The 19,055-nt window shown below is 70.5% G+C and carries 15 protein-coding genes; 11 read left to right on the top strand and 4 right to left on the bottom strand.

What is annotated here, in order from left to right; translation table 11 throughout:
• Window positions 1–48: 48 nt before the first annotated feature.
• Window positions 49–258, top strand: coding sequence for a hypothetical protein (locus K2Z83_RS15330; protein ID WP_220596068.1), 210 nt, complete (start codon window positions 49–51; stop codon window positions 256–258).
• 39 nt (window positions 259–297) lie between these two features.
• On the opposite strand, the gene K2Z83_RS15325 is transcribed toward K2Z83_RS15330, so the two are convergent.
• The gene (locus tag K2Z83_RS15325; RefSeq protein WP_220596067.1) at window positions 298–624 is read right to left on the bottom strand and encodes a hypothetical protein; all 327 of its coding nucleotides are present in this window, start codon (window positions 622–624) and stop codon (window positions 298–300) included.
• A 256-nt stretch (window positions 625–880) separates the two neighbouring features.
• Between K2Z83_RS15325 and K2Z83_RS15320 the strand changes: the two genes are divergently transcribed.
• Entirely contained in the window at window positions 881–1,825 is a 945-nt protein-coding gene (locus K2Z83_RS15320; protein WP_220596066.1) for a polyprenyl synthetase family protein, read from the top strand.
• Between the two features lie 5 nt (window positions 1,826–1,830).
• Here K2Z83_RS15320 and K2Z83_RS15315 read toward each other — a convergent pair whose 3' ends face one another.
• Together K2Z83_RS15315 and K2Z83_RS15310 are read right to left on the bottom strand one after the other, a co-directional pair.
• Window positions 1,831–2,145, bottom strand: a complete 315-nt coding sequence (locus tag K2Z83_RS15315; protein WP_220596065.1) for a hypothetical protein — start codon at window positions 2,143–2,145, stop codon at window positions 1,831–1,833.
• A gap of 105 nt (window positions 2,146–2,250) precedes the next feature.
• Window positions 2,251–2,568 (bottom strand): RNA-binding protein, encoded by a 318-nt coding sequence (locus tag K2Z83_RS15310; protein WP_220596064.1) that lies wholly within the window; start codon window positions 2,566–2,568, stop codon window positions 2,251–2,253.
• A gap of 335 nt (window positions 2,569–2,903) precedes the next feature.
• Here K2Z83_RS15310 and K2Z83_RS15305 point away from each other — a divergent pair, with 335 nt between their 5' ends.
• From K2Z83_RS15305 to pgl, 5 genes are all read left to right on the top strand, one after another.
• Complete coding sequence (locus tag K2Z83_RS15305) at window positions 2,904–5,369, top strand: penicillin acylase family protein (protein ID WP_220596063.1); 2,466 nt, start codon at window positions 2,904–2,906, stop codon at window positions 5,367–5,369.
• 162 nt (window positions 5,370–5,531) lie between these two features.
• A complete protein-coding gene (locus K2Z83_RS15300) occupies window positions 5,532–7,991 on the top strand; it encodes a flippase activity-associated protein Agl23 (protein ID WP_220596062.1) in 2,460 nt (819 codons plus the stop codon).
• A gap of 99 nt (window positions 7,992–8,090) precedes the next feature.
• Window positions 8,091–11,663 carry a flippase activity-associated protein Agl23 gene (locus K2Z83_RS15295; RefSeq protein WP_220596061.1) on the top strand — a complete coding sequence of 1,191 codons (3,573 nt, stop codon included), beginning with the start codon at window positions 8,091–8,093 and terminating at the stop codon, window positions 11,661–11,663.
• 47 nt (window positions 11,664–11,710) lie between these two features.
• Window positions 11,711–12,703 (top strand): phosphotransferase, encoded by a 993-nt coding sequence (locus K2Z83_RS15290; RefSeq protein WP_220596060.1) that lies wholly within the window; start codon window positions 11,711–11,713, stop codon window positions 12,701–12,703.
• Window positions 12,704–12,751: 48 nt separating this feature from the next.
• Window positions 12,752–13,489, top strand: coding sequence for a 6-phosphogluconolactonase (pgl, locus tag K2Z83_RS15285; RefSeq protein ID WP_220596059.1), 738 nt, complete (start codon window positions 12,752–12,754; stop codon window positions 13,487–13,489).
• 79 nt (window positions 13,490–13,568) lie between these two features.
• Here pgl and K2Z83_RS15280 read toward each other — a convergent pair whose 3' ends face one another.
• Window positions 13,569–15,206 carry an ATP-binding protein gene (locus tag K2Z83_RS15280; RefSeq protein WP_220596152.1) on the bottom strand — a complete coding sequence of 546 codons (1,638 nt, stop codon included), beginning with the start codon at window positions 15,204–15,206 and terminating at the stop codon, window positions 13,569–13,571.
• Between the two features lie 213 nt (window positions 15,207–15,419).
• On the opposite strand from K2Z83_RS15280, the gene K2Z83_RS15275 reads away from it, so the two are divergent.
• From K2Z83_RS15275 to K2Z83_RS15260, 4 genes are all read left to right on the top strand, one after another.
• The gene (locus K2Z83_RS15275) at window positions 15,420–15,803 is read left to right on the top strand and encodes a response regulator (RefSeq protein WP_220596058.1); all 384 of its coding nucleotides are present in this window, start codon (window positions 15,420–15,422) and stop codon (window positions 15,801–15,803) included.
• 249 nt (window positions 15,804–16,052) lie between these two features.
• A complete protein-coding gene (locus tag K2Z83_RS15270; protein WP_220596057.1) occupies window positions 16,053–16,832 on the top strand; it encodes an HAD-IIA family hydrolase in 780 nt (259 codons plus the stop codon).
• Window positions 16,833–16,942: 110 nt separating this feature from the next.
• Window positions 16,943–17,191: a hypothetical protein gene (locus tag K2Z83_RS15265; protein WP_220596056.1), complete on the top strand. Its 249-nt coding sequence runs from the start codon at window positions 16,943–16,945 to the stop codon at window positions 17,189–17,191.
• Between the two features lie 93 nt (window positions 17,192–17,284).
• On the top strand, window positions 17,285–19,055 hold a 1,771-nt coding region (locus K2Z83_RS15260), incomplete at its 3' end, for an adenylate/guanylate cyclase domain-containing protein (RefSeq protein WP_220596055.1).

The following is a 19,055-nucleotide window of genomic DNA, read 5'->3' as shown; positions in this document are numbered from 1 at the left end:
GCCCGTAGGGACGCAGCACGCTGCGTCCCTACGCACAACGGGGATGCGATGCGCCGAATGATGCTCTTCCTGCGCGGGGCGGTGCCGCTCTTGCTGGTGGGGCTGGCCCTGGTCGGCGGGCCGGCCCTGCTGGCCTGGTGGGTGATGGGCGGGCCGCTCAGCTGGCCGCATCTGCTGGTAGGGGTGCTGGGCGGCGCGGCGCTGCTGCTGATCCTCGGGCTGATCTTCGGCCGGGCGGTCGGGCGCATGCGCAAGTAGGGGTGGAGCAGCAGCCGCAGAGCGGCTGCTGCTCCACCCCTACTTGAACATCTTCTCGGCCCGGATGAGGTGCGGCGTCATCGAGCGGCGCATGCCGACGTACTGATCGGAGAGCCAGCGGCCGATGCGGCGCATGTGGGGTGCGCGGGCGGTGCGCAGGCTGCGCAGGCCGCGGCGGCCGACGAGGTGCAGCTTGCGCAGCGCCGGGTCGCGCCGGCCGAGGAGCAGGATGGCCACGAACAGCCCCGGCCAGCCGGGGATGATCGGCAGAAGCGCCCCGGCGATGCCGACGCCGAGAAAGAGAAAGCCCAGGCCCCGGCGGATCAGGCGGGCCGGGCGGATGGCGCTGCTGGTTATGCTCTGCATCGTGTCCCCCGTGTGTAGTGACTGGTCATTCATCGTCTCTGTCGTCACATACATTGTACGATCATAACCTCACACGCAGTTGCACATTCACGTGAGATCTTGGTGAGAGATCCGTCACCTGAATGATACACGGATGCATCTGGGCCTCGCTGCTCACGGTGTCAAAAGTTGACACCCCACAGCGGATCAGGTATCGTACTGCACCGATAGCCACTCATCGCGGGGTGCCCGGGACACGGCCGCCCGCCCACGAGCAATGATACAGCCGCCCCTGCCCCCTGAGCTCGCCGCCGACCTGCAGCAGGTCGAGCAGATCGTGCGTGCGCGAACTAGCGCGCGCGCGGCGGTGATCCGCGCAGCCGACCCGTACCTGCTTCGGCCCGGCGAGGATCGCCTGCGGGCCGCCCTGGTGCTGCTATCGGCACAGGTCGGCACATACCAGCTTGCGCAGACGATCCACGCCGCCGCCGCCATCGAGCTCATCCACGCCGCCACGCGCACCCACAACGATCTGGTCGATGAGGCGGAGCGCCGCCTCGGGCAGACCCGCCGGGGCGAGTGGAACCACGGGCTCTCGCTGATGGTCGGCGACTACCTGTTCGCCCTGGCCGCCGGCGAGATGGCGCGCAGCCCCGACCCGCGGGTGATCAGCTACTACTCGCAGGCGGTGATGCGGATCTGCGAGAGCGAGCTCGCCCCCGTGCCGGCGCTGCGCCCCCTCGACAAGGCCCGCGAGCAGTACTTCGCCCACACCGGCGGCGCGGCGGCCGCGCTCTTCTCCGCGGCCTGCCAGGCCGGCGCGGCCTGCGGGGGGCTGCCCGCCGATCAGATCGAGGCTCTCGCGGCCTACGGCCACGCCCTCGGGCTGGCCCTGCGCGTCGGGGTCGAGCTGCGTGACTTCGCCCGAGGCTCGGCGAACGGATCGAGCCTGGCCGGCGAGAGCCTGCGCCACGGCGCGGCCACCCTGCCGCTGATCTTCGCGGCGGCGGTTGGCGACGGCGACCGCCTTGAGCTCGCCCTCAACCGGGGCAGCGCCGATCGGGACTGGGCCGTCGATGAGGTGCGCCGCCACGGCGTGGGGCCGGCGCGCGCGGAGATGGGCCGGCACGCCGAGGCCGCCCGTGCGGCCCTCGCCGGGCTGCCCGCCGGGCCGGCCCGCGCAGCCCTCGACCAGATCGCCGCGAGCGCAGCCAGCGCCTAGCCGGCTCACGGCCTCCGGCGCACCGCGAGCCCGCGCCGCTGCGGCTTCGGCGGCGGCGCCGGCAGCATCGCAACGTCGCCGCCCTCAGGCGGGAAGGTCATCCCAAAGCTGCGCCGCAGAATCTCGCGCAGGGTCGCCTCCTGGTCGCGATCAGTGATCAGCGTGACCGTGAGGACCTGCGCGGCGTTGTCCGGGTCGTGCCCCACCTCGGCGCGGAGCCAGTGCGGCCAGCGGCGCAGCGTGGTGAGGATGGCGTCCTCATCCGCCCCGCGCAGGACGAGCCGCAGCTCATCGGGGACACTCAGATCAAGGGTGGTCATCGGCATGCCTTTCGGTGGGCGCGGCGATACCAGAAACAATGCGGAGGCGGGGGCGAACCCCCACCTCCGCATTGTGCAAGCGCAACTCACCAGCGCCGGCCAGGATTAGTAGCGCTCGCGGCGCCCGCCAAAGCCGCCGCGACCGCCGCCGCCGCCGCCCGGGCCACGGCGCCCCGACTCCTTATCCTCGGCCTGGTTGACGCGAAGGTTGCGGCCGTCGACCTCGTAGCCGTCGGTGGCCTGGATCAGGGCGGTGATATCCTGAGCTTCCATCTCGACGAAGCCGAACCCGCGCGAGCGACCGGTGTCGCGGTCGCTGATCACGCGCGCGCTCTGGACATCCCCGTGGCTGGCGAAGATCTCGCCCAGCTCAGCATCACCGACGCTCCAGGGCAGATTACCGACAAAAAGCTTGACCTGCATCTCTAACTCCTCATGCGCCTATGCGCAGCACGTGAGGGCGGCGCACTTGCCGCCCACGGAACACACATCGAATCTCGAATGGCCGGTGGCCGGGCGTATGCCCAGCGCGCTCGCTCCGGCGATAACAACATACATGCTTCGAGCGACGAAGTGTGGCCGTGGGATAGATGAGGGATATGGTCCGAGATCTCACAGCGATGATGTTGGCGAACCTACTAAGTATACCACGTCTGTCAATAATCGCATGGGAGGCGCGGGTTTGACAGGCCGCCCGCCCGGCACCACAATAGATTATCCGCGCGCCGCCTGGCGCGTCTGTGTAGCAGAGGCATCCCATGATCGATCTCACCCGGATCGGGCGCACGGTCGGTATCGCCGCCGGGGTGGCGGCCGGGCTGGCCGGCGTCGGCCTGGCGGCCGCCCTGCGCCGCCCCCTGCCCCGCACCAGCGGGCGGGCCGCCCTCCCCGGCCTGTCCGCCCGCGCTGAGGTGCGCCGCGACCGCTGGGGCATCCCGCATATCTACGCCGATGGCAACGCCGACCTGTTCGCCGCCCTCGGCTACGTCCACGCCCAGGACCGGCTCTGGCAGATGGAGCTGAACCGGCGCACCGGCCACGGCCGCCTCGCCGAGATCTTCGGCCCGGTCGCCCTCAGCTCCGACACCTTCGTCCGCACCCTGGGCTTCTCGCGGGTCGCCCGCCGCGAGGTTGATCTGCTCGATGCGCACACCCGCGAGATCCTCGCCGCCTATGTGGGTGGGGTGAACGCCTTTCTGGCGGCGAACAGCCGCCGTCTGCCGCTTGAGTTCGCCATCCTCGGCCTCACGCCGCAGCCCTGGGATCTGGTCGATATCTTGATCTGGCCCAAGATGATGTCGCTCAGCCTCTCGGCGAACTGGACGAGCGAGCTGCTCAACGCACGGATCGTGGCCGCCCTGGGCGCCGAGCGGGCCGCCGCGATCGCCCCGCGCTACCCCGACGAGGCACCGATCAGCGTGCCGCCCGGCGTGGTCTACGACCCGGCCATCGGCGCGGCGGCCCTGCGCATGCTGGCCGACGCCGCGCCCTTCACCGGCGAGCCCGGCGGCCCCCAGGGCTCGAACGCCTGGGTGGTCGGCGGCGCGCGCAGCGTCAGCGGGCGGCCCCTGCTCGCCGATGACCCGCACCTCGGCCTGGGCCTGCCCGGCGTCTGGTACCTGGCCCACCTGGAGGGCGGCGACTACCACGCCACCGGCAGCACCTTCCCCGGCACCTGCGGGATCATCCTGGGCCACAACCGCCGCATCGCCTGGGGCGTTACCAACGGCATGACCGATAACCAGGACCTCTACATCGAGCGCTTCGACCCGGCCGACCCGCTGCGCTACCAGTGGCGGGGCGGGTGGCTGCGCGCCGAGACGGCCCGCGAGGAGATCGTCGTCAAGGGCCAGGCCGCGCCCAGCGTGGTGGAGGTGCGCGTCACCCGCCACGGCCCGGTGATCGACCCGGCCGCCGGCCCCGCGGCCGGCCCGCTGTCGCGCCCCGTGGATGTGGCCGAGTCCTACCGCGAGGCCCTGGCCCTGCGCTGGACGGCGCTCGACCCCTCGCCCGGGATCACCCGCGCGGTGCTGGGCCTGAACCGCGCCGGCAGCTGGGCCGAGTTCCGCGCCGCCCTGGCCGACTGGGACGTGCCGCCGCAGAACTTTGTCTACGCCGATGTGGACGGGAACATCGGCTACACCCTGGCCGGGAAGCTGCCGGTGCGCGCCGCGAGCGATGGGCAGCTGCCGGTGCCGGGCTGGGACGGCTCCCACGAGTGGCGCGGCTTCATCCCGCCCGAGGCCATGCCCGTCGCCTACAACCCGCCCGGCGGCATGGCGGTGACGGCCAACAACCGGGTCGCCGGGTCCGACTACCCCTTCCACGCGGCGCTCAAGGGCGAGTGGCTGAACCACTACCGGGCCGAGCGGATCGCTGAGCTGATCGTGGCCGAGGAGCGCCACGACCCGCGCAGCTTCGCGCGCATCCACCACGATGTGCGCTCGCTGCCCGGCCTGGCACTGGCCCGCCTGGTGGCCGACCTGCCGGTGGACGAGCCGACCGAGCGCATGGCCCGCGACATCCTGGCGGCCTGGGACGGCGAGCTCGGCCCCGGCAGCGCGGCCGGCGTGATCTACGACGGCCTGCGCCACCACCTGCTGCGCATCGCCTACGCCGAGCTGGGCGGCCTGCTCGACGCGACGGCCGGGCTGGGCGCCTTCGCCAGCATCCCGGCCAATAACTACCTTGAGCGGGCGCTGCCCGGCCTGCTGGAGCGGATCGCCGCCGCGCCCGCGCCCGGCCGCCCCGACCCCTGGCTCGGCCCGGGGCGCACCTGGGACGACCTGCTCCAGACGGCGCTCTCTCGCGCCGTGGCTGAGCTGCGCCGGCTGGGGGCCGACCCGGCCCGCTGGCGCTACGGCCAGATCCACCGGCTGACCCTGCGCCACCCGCTGGGCGGCGTGGCCGCCCTCTCCCGGCTCTTCAACCGCGGCCCCTGGCCGGCCGGCGGCGATATCGACACGGTGAACCAGGCCTACACCCCGCGCAACAGCCCGGCCGGGCCGGTGTTCAACGCGCCCTCCTACCGCCAGATCATCGACGTGGGCGCATGGGATAACTCGCGGGTGATCCTGCCCGCCGGGCAGAGCGGCCACCCGGCCAGCAAGCACTACAGCGACATGGCCGAGGCCTGGCGCGACGGCGGCTACTGCCCGATGCTCTGGAGCCGCGCCGCCGTCGAGGGCGACACCGCCGAGGTGCTGACCCTGGAGCCGGCGTAGCCGTCACCCCGCAGGACAAGACGACACACGCGGCGCAACATCGTTGCGCCGCGTGTGCTATCTTGCCCCTGCATCCTCGTTCGTGTACAATGCCCGCGATAATGATCTCGGCCATATACCTGTCCCCTGTCCCCGATACCCTGTTCCCTTTTCTGAGGTGCGATGTCAACCCTCGATCTGCCTCGTCCCCAGGTCGCCGAAGCGGCGGCGAGCTCAGGCGATGCCGCCACACAGCACGCACCATCGGCGCGGGCATGGGCGCTCACCATGGAGCAGCTGGCCTACCTCGGGCTGGGGCTGCTGGCGCTGCTGGCTCACCTCTGGGCCTTGGGCGATCGCGCGCTGCACCACGACGAGACGCTCCACGCCGCCTACTCCTGGTTCCTCTACAGCGGGCGCGGCTACATCCACGACCCGCTGCTGCACGGGCCGCTGCTCTACCATATCGGGGCGCTCTGCTACTGGCTCTTCGGCGATAACGACTTCACCGCGCGGCTTGGCGCGGCCCTGGCCGGCACCGCGCTCACGCTGACGCCCTATCTGATCCGGCGCGAGATCGGCCGGCTGGCCGCCCTCGCCGCCGCCGTCTACCTGCTGATCTCGCCGGTCTTCCTCTACTACGGGCGCTTCATCCGCCACGACATCTACTCGGTGCTCTGTGAGATGCTGGTCTTCGCGGCGATCGTGCGCTACGCCAGCACCCGCCGCCCGGCCTGGCTCTACGCCGGCGCACTGGCCTTCGGCCTGATGTATGTGAACCAGGAGACGAGCTACCTCTTCCTGCTGATCATGGGCGCGCCGCTGGCCCTGGCCTTCCTCTGGCGGGTCTACCGGCCCGGCGTGGCGGTGCTGGGCGCCCTGGCGGTGGCGGCGGTCATCCTGGCCTTCGTGCTCCCCGGCGAGGCGCTGGTCGATGGCGGACATAACGCCACCCGCGACCCGCAGACCGGCGAGATGCAGTTCACGCCCGGCCCGCTCTTCGGCTGGCGGCCGCTTGAGACGGACGATAACGGCTACGCCCTGCGCATCCGCAACCGCGCCGACAACGACGGCGGTCGCGGCCTGCTGGCGAACCTCGGCCTCTACCTGCAGGATCTCGGGAAGTTTGTGGGCCACCCCGCCGTGCTGCTGGGGCTGGGCCTGGGGCTGGCCACGCTCGGCGGCCTCTGGTGGGCGATCTGGGGCCGCGGTGGGCAGAGCCCCTGGCGGGCCGCCCGTGAGGGGGGCGATCCGGTGGCCGACGTGTTCGCCAGCCTGGGCGAGGGCCGGCGCTGGCTGGTGGCCCTGGCGATCTTCGGCGCGGTCTACGCGCTCTTCTTCACCGCCTTCTTCACCAACCTGCTCGGCCTGATCACCGGCACCAGCGGCTCGCTGCTCTACTGGCTGGCCCAGCATAACGTCCAGCGCGGCGGCCAGCCGCGCTACTACTACCTCGTCCAGCTCGCTATCTACGAGCCACTGCTGCTGCTCTTCGGGCTGATCGGCTTCGGCCTGATTCTGTGGGACACCATCCGTCGCTGGCGCAGCCCGGCATTCAACATTCAGCATTCAACATTCAGCATTCTGCTCATCGCCTGGTGGGCCGTGGGCGCCCTCGTGATCTACTCCTGGGCCGGCGAGAAGATGCCTTGGCTGACCACCCACGTCGCCCTGCCGCTGGTGCTGCTCGCCGCCTGGGCCTTCCAGCGCAGCATCCAGGGCGCCGCGCTGATTGATCCTGAGACAGACGATCCTACCTCACCGCCTTCAGCCTTCAGCCTTCAGCCTTCAGCCTTCAGCCTTCAGCCTTCAGCCTTCAGCCTTTTTGCGGCCCTCTTCGCCGTGATCCTCGCCCTGTGCTACGTGCTGATGACGGCGATCGTCGGCTTTGGCGAGAGCGCCCTGCTCCAGCCCTGGGCCGCGATGCTCTTTGGCCTGCTGCTTCTGGCCCTGCTGACGGTGGGCTCCGGGCTGCGCTGGGGCGCGCGCTGGGCGATCGCGGCCCTGGCGATCTGCGTCGCCGTCGGCGGGGCGCTCTACACCGCGCGCAGCGCCTACCGCCTGGCCTACCAGAACGGCGACACCCCGGTGGAGATGCTGGTCTACACCCAGACATCCCCCGATGTGATGCGGGTCGTCCGCCGGCTGGAGGAGGCCTCGCGACGGCGCGGCAACGGGCTGGCCATGCCGGTGATGTATGACAACGAGACGGTATGGCTCTGGTATATGCGTGACTTCAGCAAGGCCCAGCGCACCCCCGAGCAGCTGGCCGGCCCGCCCGGCGATGACGTGATGGCGGTGCTGATGCTCGACGAGAACCTGGCGCAGTACCCGCAGAACCGCCAGCTGCTCGACGGCTTCGTGATCCAGCGCTACCCGCTGCGCTGGTGGTTCCCCGAGGACCAGATCTACCGGCTGTCGCCGGGCTGGCACGACGCGCCCCTGGAGAGCGTCTCGCTGCTCGGCCAGCTCCTGCGCGCGCCGTTCGACCGCGATGTGGACGCGCGGCTCTGGAAGTTCTTGATGTTTCGCGAGACCGGCTACCCGCTCGGGTCGTCCGACTTTGTTGTGGCCGTGCGCCCCGAGATCGCCAGCCAGATCGGCGTCGGCCTCGGCGGCGCGCTTGATGGGGCAAATCCGTAATGTAGAAGGCCCTCACCCCCGCCGCTGGCGCGGATCCCCCTCTCCCTTTGAGGGAGAGGGGGCTGGGGGGTGAGGGGCCGAGGTAGGTTAGCGACACCTATGGCAGTAGACACCCTCCCGCGCCGGGCCGCCGCAACGCCCTTCGAGCGTGCCATGAGCCTCTCACGGGTCAACTGGGAGATCGCGGCCTACCTGGCGATCGTCGCCCTGAGCGTGATCGCGCACCTGTGGGGCCTGGGCCAGATGGCCATGCACCACGATGAGAGCATCCACGCCTGGTCGAGCTGGCGCTTCTACACCGGCGCCGGCAGCTTCAACTGCTGGGGCGGCGTGACTGCGCCCACCTACTGCTACGACCCGGTGTACCACGGGCCGGTGCTGTACATACTCACCCTGGCCTCGTACTTCCTGTTCGGCGACGGCGACGCCCAGGCCCGCCTGCCCATGGCCGTGGCCGGGATCGGCATGGTCGCCTCGGCCTGGTGGCTGCGGCCCTACCTGGGCCGGCGCGGCGCGCTGATCGCCGCCGCCCTGCTGGCCTTCTCGCCCTCGCTGCTCTACTTCACGCGCTTCGCCCGCCACGATGGCCTGATGGTGCTCTGGGAGATCTGGATGTTCATCGGGGCGCTTCGCTGGCTCGACAGCGGCCGGCCCGGCTGGCTCTACCTCACCGCCGCCGCCGTCGCCCTGGCCATGGGCACCCACGAGCTCTACTACATCCTGTTCTTCATCTTCGGCGTCTTCCTGCTCATGCGCCTGCTGGCCGAGAGCCGATTCGCCCGCTACCTGCACTGGGGCCTGATCGGCGTCTTCGCCCTCTGCCTGCCGCTGATGCTGCTCAACCCGCCGCTGCCGATCGGCAAGGGGCTCTACCTGGGCGAGAAGGCCTTCCTGATCGCCTCGGCCCTGGCTATGGCCTGGCTCTGCCAGGGCCTCTGGGACCCGCGGCCCATCCTGACCGAGCGCCTGCTGACGACCTGGCGCGAGGATCGGCGCAGCGTCTGGGTGGCCCTGGGCGTCCTGGCGGCGATCTACCTGGTAGAGTACACGACCTTCTTCGCCTACCCGCGCGGCGCGATCGACGGGCTCTATGCCGGGCTGGCCTACTGGCTCGGCAGCCAGCAGGAGTACGCCCGCGGCGACCAGCCCTGGTTCTACTACCTGATGCAGCTGCCGCTCTACGAGCCGCTGGCTGTGCTGAGCGGGGTCGGCGTGGTGGTGGCGATGGTCGCGGCGGTGGTGCGGCGGGTGATCGTGACCAGGCAGCGGAGGCAGGAGGCAGGAGGCAGGGGGCAGGAGGTAGAAGGCAGGGGGCAGGACGAGCAGGAGATAGTGGAGGATGATGAGGACGATGGGGAGGCCGGGAGATCACCGAGGGCGCTCGCCGCGAACGCGGATGAGCACGCTGAAATGGCCGCCGCCCCACCCTCTGCCACCAGCCACCAGCCTCCTGCCTCCTCCCCCTGGCCGCTCGCCCCGCTGCTGCTGGCCTTCTGGTTTATTAGCGCGGTGATCTTCTTCTCGTGGGCCGGCGAGAAGATGCCCTGGCTGCTCGTCCACATGGCCCTGCCGGGCAACCTGCTGGCGGCCTGGGCGCTGGGGAGGCTATTGCAGATTGTAGATTGCAGATTGCAGATTGCCACGTCGATCAACGCAGAGGCGTCAGAGGGCGCACAGCAATCTGCAATCTCCAATCTGAAATCTGCAATTATCTTCGCCCCGCTCGGCACGCTGCTGGCGCTCGTCTCCATCGGCGTGGCCCTGTGGCGGCTGGGGCTGCCGGCCTCGGGGCAGGGCGCCCAGAGCAACCTGCTCCAGGGCCTCGTGCCGCTGATCATCGCCGGCGCCCTGATCTACGGCCTGCTCACCCTGGCCAGCCGGGCCGGCGGGCGGGCCGTGCTGGCCCTCTGCGGGCTCACCGTGGCCGGCCTGATCGGCGCCTACACCCTGCGCTCCACCTGGATGGCCGTCTACGAGCACCCCGACACCCCCGTCGAGCTGCTGGTCTACACCCAGACCGCCCCCGACGTGCCGCGCTATGTGGCCGACATCCGCGAGCTGGCCACCAACCTGACCCGCAACAGCCGCACGGCCAAGGACGCCACCGGCGGCCTGAGCATGCCCGTCTTCATCGACAGCGGCGACGACAACGGCGACGGCTCGCTGGCCTGGCCGCTCCAGTGGTACCTGCGCGACTTTCAGAGCCTGGTGTGGACGAAGAAGGACACCTTCCAGAGGAGCCCGGGGCCGAGCACCTTCGATGTGACCATGCCCGACGGCAGCACCGCCGCCGCGCCGGTCGTGCTGCTCTACAAGCCGCACGTCTCCGACGATGTGCGCAACGCCCTGGAGCAGAACTACGTCCAGCCCTACGGCCCGACCGGCGTGTTCAACTGGTGGTTCCCGGAGGGCCAGAAGTGCTCGCCGAACGACCCCGGCTATAAGAAGTTCTACTACAGCACCTGGACGAGCCAGGCCATCCTGACGGCCGCCCCCACCGATGAGGGCGGGCGCGGCGGCTGCGGGCGCGACATCAGCGCGGAGGTGTATGGCCCGCTGGCGCCCATCCTCTGGCCGCTCCAGCGCGATAACTGGGACACGCTCTACACGTTTCTGATCTATCGCAAGCTGCCCGAGTCGCTGACGCCCGGCGCCCGCGAGATGGAGGTCTGGCTGCGCAAGGATCTGGCCGGCGGCGTGGGCGAGGCGTCGGCGTCGGCGGGCGGCACGGCTGACCTGCGCCTGGTGGCCCAGACCTTGGCCAGCATGCCTGCCGGCAACAGCAGCCCCACCGGCGGCGCCGTGGACGGCCAGGGCAACCTGTACGTGGCCGACACCGGCTCCCACCAGATCCACGTCTTCAGCGCCAGTGGTGAGCTGATCCGCAGCTTCGGCGGCCTCGGCAGCGAGCTCGGCAAGCTCTACGAGCCACGCGGCGTGGCCGTGGATGCCCAGGACAACCTGTACGTGGCCGACACCTGGAACGCCCGGATCGTGAAGTACGCCCCCGACGGCCGGGCGGTCGCCAGCTGGGGCAGCGGCGAGCAGGACCTGGGCGACGGGCGGAAGGCGACGATCACGGACGGGGACAAGGCGAAGAATGAGGCCGCGCCGCTCGGCTTCTTCGGCCCGCGCGGCGTGGCCGTGGACTCGGCGGGCAATGTCTACATCGCCGACACCGGCAACAAGCGCATCGTCGTCACCGACGAGCAGGGCGTCTACCGCTACCAGTGGGGCTACGCCGGCTCCGACCTGGGTGCCTTCAACGAGCCCACCGGCGTGGCCGTGGACGCCCAGGGCAACGTCTACGTGGCCGACACCTGGAACGGGCGGGTGCAGGTCTTCGCGCCCGACGGCAGCGGCCAGGTCGGCCCCATCCCGATCGTCACCTGGCAGGTGAGCGGGTGGAAGCCGAACACCTATGACGACCCCTCGATCGCGGCCAGCCCCGACGGGACGGTGTATGTGAGCGTGCCGAGCCGCCAGCAGGTGCTCGCGGCCAACCTGCGCGGCGACGTGCTGCTGCGCTGGGGCGGCGCCGGCTCCGACCTGGCCTCGCTAAACAGCCCGAGCGGCATGGCGGTGGCGCCCGACGGCAGCGTGTGGGTGGTGGACCGCTCCAGCGCCCGCGCCCTGCGCTTCGTGCTGCCCCAGGTGCAGGCCGCGCCGTAGGGTCGCAGCAGCGCCGCGCTGCTGCGACCCTACGGCGTACGATACCTATGTCATACTCCCATCTCAACCACTATATCTCGCCCTCGTCGGAGGAGGGTCTGAGCGACGCCTGGCGCCGCTCGCTGAGCCGCCTGGGCGACTACACCGCGATCGTGGTGCGCTCGCTCAACCTGCGGCCCCTGGAGGTGCGCCTGCACGGGCAGACAGCCGACCACCTCCTGGTGCGGATCAGCCTGCCGAGCTCGCACCTGATCCTGCGCGTGTCGCCCGAGGACGACCTCGCGGCCTACGTCTATGTGATGCGGGCGCTGGCCGGCCACAACCTGCCGGCCCCCAGGATCATCCAGCGCGACCTCTCGCGGGCGCTGGTGCCCTTCGCCTTCACGCTGGAGTCCTATGTGCCGGGGTGTACGGCCGGCCAGCTGCCGGACGGGCCGCTGCTGCGCGGGGCGGGGCGTCAGTCGGGGCGGGCGCTGCGCCGGATGCACCGGATCACGGCGGGCGGCGCGGGGCGGCCCACGCCCGCCGGGCGCTGGCCGCAGCAGACGTGGCGCGCGGTGCTGCGCCAGATCGGCCGCCGCCTGGCCGCCCCCCCCGCCGACGCCCTGGTCTTCGGCGAGGCCGAGCGGGCCGCCGTGGCCGCCCTGCTCGACAGCCCGCTGCTCGACTGCCAGCAGCCGGTGCTTATCCACGGCGGCTTCGGCCCGCATGCCGCCCGCTGCACATCCGGCGAGAACGTCCACCTGGAGGCCTTTATCGACCCGGGCTTCTACGTGGGCGGCGATGGGATCTACGACCTGGCCTGCGGCCTGAGCGCGGCCCACCCGGCCACATGGCGCGAGGGGCTGCTTGAGGGCTACCAGTCGGCCGGGCCGCTCAGCGAGGCGGAGCAGCGCCGCCTGCCGGCCCTGCGGCTGCTGGCCAGCTACTGGGGCGCCTGCCGCAGCTACATGCGCGCCGAGCCCCACGAGGCGGCTCGCGCCGAGGCGATCCGCCTGATTGCAGATTGCAGATTGCAGATTGTGGATTGTGGGTTGTAGAACCGGGCGCTCAATCTGCAATCTGCAATCTGCAATCCGGGAGTAGCTATGCACGAGCCAGAGGTTCTGATCTTTCCGAAGGCCGAGGCGCTGGCCGCCGCCGCCGCCGAGCGCATCGCCGGGCTGGCCGCCGAGGCGGTGGCCGCCCGCGGCAGCTGTCTGCTGGCCCTCTCGGGCGGCTCGCTGCCGCCCCACGTCCACCGGCTGCTTGTCGCCGAGCCGCTGCGCGCCCGCGTGCCCTGGGAGCGCCTGAGCCTGATCTGGGCCGACGAGCGCTACGTGCCCTTCGACGACCCCGACAGCAACTACCTGATGGCCCGCCAGACCCTGATCGACCATGCGCCCATCCCGCCCGCGCAGGTCTACCCGGTGCCGACCTTCTCCGCCACGGCGGATCTGGCCGCCTCGGTGTATGATCGCCAGCTCCAGGCGCTGCTGGCCGCGCACGGCGGACAGATCGACATCGCCGTGCTGGGCATGGGGCCGGACGGCCACACCGCCTCGCTCTTCCCCGGCTTCCCGCAGCTTGACGCGCCGGCCGAGCAGCTCGCCGTCGCCGTGGATGGCTCGCCCAAGCCGCCGCCCACGCGGATCAGCCTGACCCCGGCCGCGCTCAACCGCGCCGCGACGGCGATCTTCCTGGTGGCGGGCGCCGACAAGGCGGCCAAGGTGCGCGCCGCCCTGCGCGGCCCCTACGACCCCCGCGCCACCCCGGCCCAGGTTGTCCGCCCCGCCGGGGGCCACGTGGTCTGGATGCTGGACGCCGCCGCCGCATCCAATTTGTAGGGCCGAAGCATTTTTGGTGTGTGCGCCTCTGGCGCACACACCAAAAATGCTTCGGCCCTACGGATGCCCGGCGCGCGCATCAATGCGGCGCGTGGTTCGCGCATGACCCGCCCGGGAATAATTCATCCACCTCCTCCTGGGCGGAGCGGGCCGGCGTGGGCACCAGGCGCGGGCCGCGCCGCTCCACCGCCGCGTAGAGCGCGTCGTCGTAGGGCCGGGTGCGGATCACCACCGGCATCGGCACGGCGTGGCCGAGCACGAGGGCCTGCTGCTTGCTGTCAAGGGTCGCCAGCACCGCCTTCAGCCCGCTGCCCCCGCTCACCCCGGTGAACACCGCGTCGATGTCCTTGTCATCGTTGAGCAGGGCCGTGATCCGCGTGCCCAGCTGGCTCATGACCTCGTTGTCGATCGAGGACGGGCGCTGGTCGACCACCAGCAGCGTCACGCTATACTTGCGCAGCTCGCGGGCGATCGTGCCGAAGATCGTCTGCTTGGCCGTGGCCGGGTTGAGGAACTTGTGGGCCTCCTCGATGGTGATCATCAGCGGGCGCGGCTTGTCGGCGCTGTTCTTCGAGTGGATGAACTTCTCGGTCTGATCCACCCAGCGCCGGTAGATGCGCCGGGTGATGATGTTGGCGACCAGCATGTAGACGAGGCTGTTGCTGTGCTGGCCGAACTCTAGCACCACATGGCGCCCGGCGGCCAGCGCCTCGATCAGGCGATCTATCGTCGAGAAGTCGGCCTGGTCGCGGATGAAGTTGAGCCGGGTGATCTGGCTGAGCTTGCGCTTGAGGGCGCCGATCGCCCCGGCGTGGGCGCCGGTGCTCTCGGCGAACTCCTGCACCGCTGCGCTGTCCATGTCCAGCAGCTCGCGCATCCAGCGCTTCTTGAACTTGTCGTACAGCAGGTACGAGGACTCGGTCGCCGTGCTGCTCAGGTTCAGCTCCTGCTCCAGCGGCGTCACGTCCTCCACCTCGATCTGGTCGAGCCCGATCACCACATCGCCGTCGTAGTGGCCCCGCCGTGACGACTCGGGGTCGAGCGTGTAGACCAGCACATCGCTGCCGAAGAGCTGGCGCAGCCCCTTCACAAAGCTGCCGCCCTCAGCGCGCGACTCCCAGCCATACTCGTTGTGCATGTCGAAGATCAGGTTGGAGGCGACCCCGGCGTGGATGGTGCCGCAGAGCAGCAGGCGGGTCAGGAAGCTCTTGCCGGTGCCGCTCTTGCCGAAGATGCCGTTGGATCGCTCGACCAGGCGCTCCAGGTTGATGCAGACCGGCACGTCCATGTCGAGCGGCCGGCCCACCTCGAAGTGGGTGGCGTCGGCCTGTCCGAAGACCCGGCTGAAGTCGCCCTCCTCGGCCTCGAAGACCGGCGAGAAGTGGCGGGGGATTGTCTTCACCGGCAGCATATTCTCGGCGCGGTCGGTGGGCAGCATGAGCTGCGGCTTCATCTGGAGCGTGCCGTAGGTGGAGGTGCCGGCGAGCACCTCGTGGATGAAGGCGTCGCCGTGGGGCGGGTCGATCAGCACCTTCTGGTTGGTCGCCTCCAGCACCACGTCGGTGATCATCGAGAAGAACTCGTGCTTCTCGCCCTGGACGACCACAAACTTGCCGACGCGCATATCCTCAACGCTCTCGCGGGCCTCCAGGCGCGCGGTGAGCCCCTCTGTGAGTGAGCCGCTGGTGATCACGCCGAGGCGGTTGCGCTGCTGCATCATATCTGCTCCTGTGAACCAACTCCCTAGCACAAATATACCACAGGCTGCTCGTTGGTGCGTTGCGGGCGATGCGCGCCTCGCGCAGAGATGACAGATTAGACAGCTAAGGCGCTCCAAATTGCTCACAAATACACAGGAGAGGGGCGTTCATATAAGCCCTAGCTGCGACACGGCAGCGAGGCCGCAGCATCTTAGAGAGCGAGCACGTCTATGCGGGTCCTCCTGGTTGAAGATGAGGCTGGCGTGCGCGCCTTCCTCATCCGCGCGATTGAGCACATTCTCCCCGACGCCCAGGTCATCGCGGCGTCCGACGGGCAGCTTGCCCTGACGGCATTCCTGGCCGCCCCGGCCGACCTGGTGATCAGCGATAACCGCATGCCGAATATGAGCGGGCTCGATCTGCTCCGCGCCCTGCGTGAGCGCTCGGCGGTGCCCTTCATTATGATCTCGGCCGAGCCGTCGGTGGAGCGCCAGGCCTACCGGGCGGGCGCCTCAGTCTACCTCGGCAAGCCGGCCACCCTCAGCGATCTGCGCGCCGCCATCAGCAGCGCGCTCGCGGCCCCGATCGGCTATACTGAGCCCTGCGCGAAGTGATGCCAGCCGGGGAGCTGTTTTCGCTGTGTCGCGTCATTGTTCCCGCATCCGCCCGCCCGGCGACTGAAGTCGCGGGCTCGCATTTGGCGAAGCCCACCTTCGTGGGCTTTGGAATGCCGCACAGGCGGCATTCGCAGATTCTAGCCCGCCCGTGTACGGGCCGGGCGAGTGACCATGACGTGGCCCTGCTGTTTTCGCTGTGCCGCCTTCGCCTGACACGGCGCGGCACCATCATGTGGGTTTTTTGCAATGACTCAGATCCCCGCCTACGAGGGCTATATCTTCGACCTGGATGGCACGGTCTACCTGGGGGACATCCTGCTGCCGGGGGCGGTCGAGCTGTTCGCCCGGCTGCGCCGCGACGGACGACGGGTGGCCTTTCTCTCGAACAACCCGACGAAGAACCGCGCGCAGTACGTGGCCAAGCTGACGAAGTTCGGCATCCATGCCGACCTGTCCGAGGTGGTGAACACCACCTATGTGATGGTCGAGTGGCTGAAGGCCAACGCCCCGGGCGCGGTCGTCTACCCGGTGAGCGAGCAGCCGCTGATCGACGAGCTGACGGCGGCGGGCTTCCCGATCAGCGAGCGGGCCGGCGAGGTGCAGTTCGTGATCGCGTCGTTCGACCGCACCTTTGTCTACCACAAGCTCCAGGTGGCCTTTGACGCCATCCGGGCCGGCGCGCGCCTGGTGGCCACCAACCCCGACCGCTTCTGCCCGGTGCCCGGCGGCGGCGAGCCCGACGCGGCGGCGATTATCGCGGCGATCGAGGCCTGCGCCAACACCCGCTGCGAGGTGAATGTCGGCAAGCCCTCGCCGATCATGGCCCGCACGGTCAGCGCGATGATCGGCATCCCCCCCGAGCGCTGCCTGATGGTGGGCGACCGGCTGATGACCGACATCGCCATGGGCGCCGAGGCCGGCATGGACACGGCGCTGGTGCTCACCGGCGACAGCTCCCGCGCCGACCTGCCCGCTGCGCCCCACCAGCCGACCTACATCCTCGATGATCTTACCGCGCTGCTCTGATAGTGGTGGCGTGGAACGATGCCAGCGAAGCTGGCATCGCTCATAATCCCCTTGACGGGGGCGGCGCTTGGCTCTACACTATCTCTTAAGTATCAACGAGAGGAGTGATCATGCCTCCTGCGCGACATACCCCATATGCCCTAATCCTTCCGCCGCCCGGCGCGGAGAGCTGGCACGCCCGCCGCACCGATGCCCCCGGCGACTCGTCGTGGCCGGCTGGCCTGCGCGCGCTCCTGCTGATCACCGGCGCCGTCTCCGCTGACGATGCGGCCCTCGCCCGTGTCTCGAACGATGACCTGGCCCTGCTGCGCGTGTCGATGAGCTTGCTGGGCAACAACGACCACACCAGCGCGGCATAGACCCTCTTTCGTTTGCGATGATGGCCGGGCCTGGGATAGCGCGACATACCCGCGCCGCCCCAGGCCCGGCTGCTTCTCTACCTGGCGACACCCATGCAAGACGATCCGCAGGCCTACCTGCCTCAGGATCGGCGCGCCGCGCTCGCCCTGGGCGCGCCGCTCCCCGGCCGCGCCCTCGGCGCGGTGATCTTCACTGATGTCACCGGCTTCACCCCCCTTACTGACACCTTCACCCAGGCGCTCGGCCCGCGCCGCGGCGCCGAGGAGCTTACCGCGCTGCTCAACCAGGTCTACTCGGTGCTGATCGCCCAGATTGAGGCCTTCGGCGGCAGCGTGATCAGCTTTAGCGGCGATGCGATGACCTGCTGGTTCGCTGATCGGGGGTTGGGGGTTAAGGGTTGGGGTTTGGGGGCGGCCCACCGCGCCGTCGCCTGCGCGCTGGCCATGCGCGAGGCCATGGGCGTGTTCGACGCCACCCCGACCCCCGGCGGCCCGGCGGCCCTGCGGGTGAAGACGGCGATCGCCTACGGCGCGGTGCGGCGCTTCCAGATCGGCGACCCGGCGATCCAGCTGCTTGATACCCTTGCCGGCAGCACGCTCGACCGGCTGGCCGCCAGCGCGAAGCTGGCCGAGCAGGCCGATGTGATCGTCGATGACGCGACCCTCGATCTGTTGCGTCCGGCGGTGATCATCGCCGCGCGCCGCGCCGACCCGCAGACCGGCGCGCGGGCGGCCAGCATCTCCGCCCTGGCCAGGCCTATCGCCCCCGCCGGCCACGCCTGGCCACGCCCAGACATCCCTGAGGCGGCGCTGCGCCCCTGGCTGCCGCCGCCCGTCCGCCTGCGCCGCGGCGGCGCGCCGCTGCTCGCCGAGCTGCGCCCGGCCACGGCCCTGATGCTCCAGTTCGGCGGCCTGGACTACGAGGCCGACGCGGCCGGCGCGCAGCTTGACCGCTACATCCGGCGGGTCCAGCAGGCCGTGGCGCGCTACGAGGGCGCGCTGGTCGATGTGACGATGGCCGATAAGGGCGGCTATCTCTACGCGGCCTTCGGCGCGACGCTGGCCCACGAGGACGACGCCGCGCGGGCGCTGCGGGCCGCGCTGGAGCTGCGCGACCTGGAGGTGACGCCGCAGCAGGGCGCGGTGCGGATCGGGCTCAGCCTGGGCACCATGCGCGCCGGCCCCTATGGCGGCGTCTCGCGCTGCGCGTACGGTGTCCTGGGCGATGAGGTGAACATGGCCTGCCGGCTCATGAGCGCGGCGGCCCCCGGCCAGATCCTGGCGGGCGGCCAGCTCCAGCGGGCGGCCGCCGAGGGCTTCGCCTGGCGCGCGCTGCCGCTGATGCGCGTGCGCGGCAAGCCGCAGGAGGTCGAGGTCTACCAGCTGATAGGCACCCTGGCATCCGCCGGGCGGACGCCGCCCCGCGCGGCGCCTCTGGTCGGCCGCGCGGCGGAGCGCGCGGCGCTCGCCAGGGCGGCCCAGGCGCTGCGGGCGGGCGCGGGCGGCGTGGCGGTGATCACGGGCGAGCCGGGCATCGGCAAGTCGCGCCTGGTGGCCGAGCTGGCCGAGGATCTGCGCGCGGGCGGGGCCGATCTGCTGAGCGGCGCCGGGCTCGGCGCCGAGGGGGACGCGCCCTACCGGGCCTGGCGCGACCTGTTCAGCGCCTATTTCGGCCTCGGTGCGGCGTCCGGCCCGGCCGAGCGGCGGGCGCGGGCGCTGGATCAGGCGCGGGCCGCCGCGCCGGAGCTGGCCGAGCAGCTGCCGCTGCTGAACGATCTGCTGGGCCTGGAGATCCCCGACACGCCGCTGACCGGCGCGCTGAGCGGGGCGGCGCGCAGCGAGCGCCTGGGCGAGCTGCTCGTCG

The organism is Oscillochloris sp. ZM17-4 (genome assembly GCF_019599295.1).
Classification (GTDB): domain Bacteria; phylum Chloroflexota; class Chloroflexia; order Chloroflexales; family Chloroflexaceae; genus Oscillochloris.
This window is presented reverse-complemented; position numbering and strand designations above follow the sequence as displayed.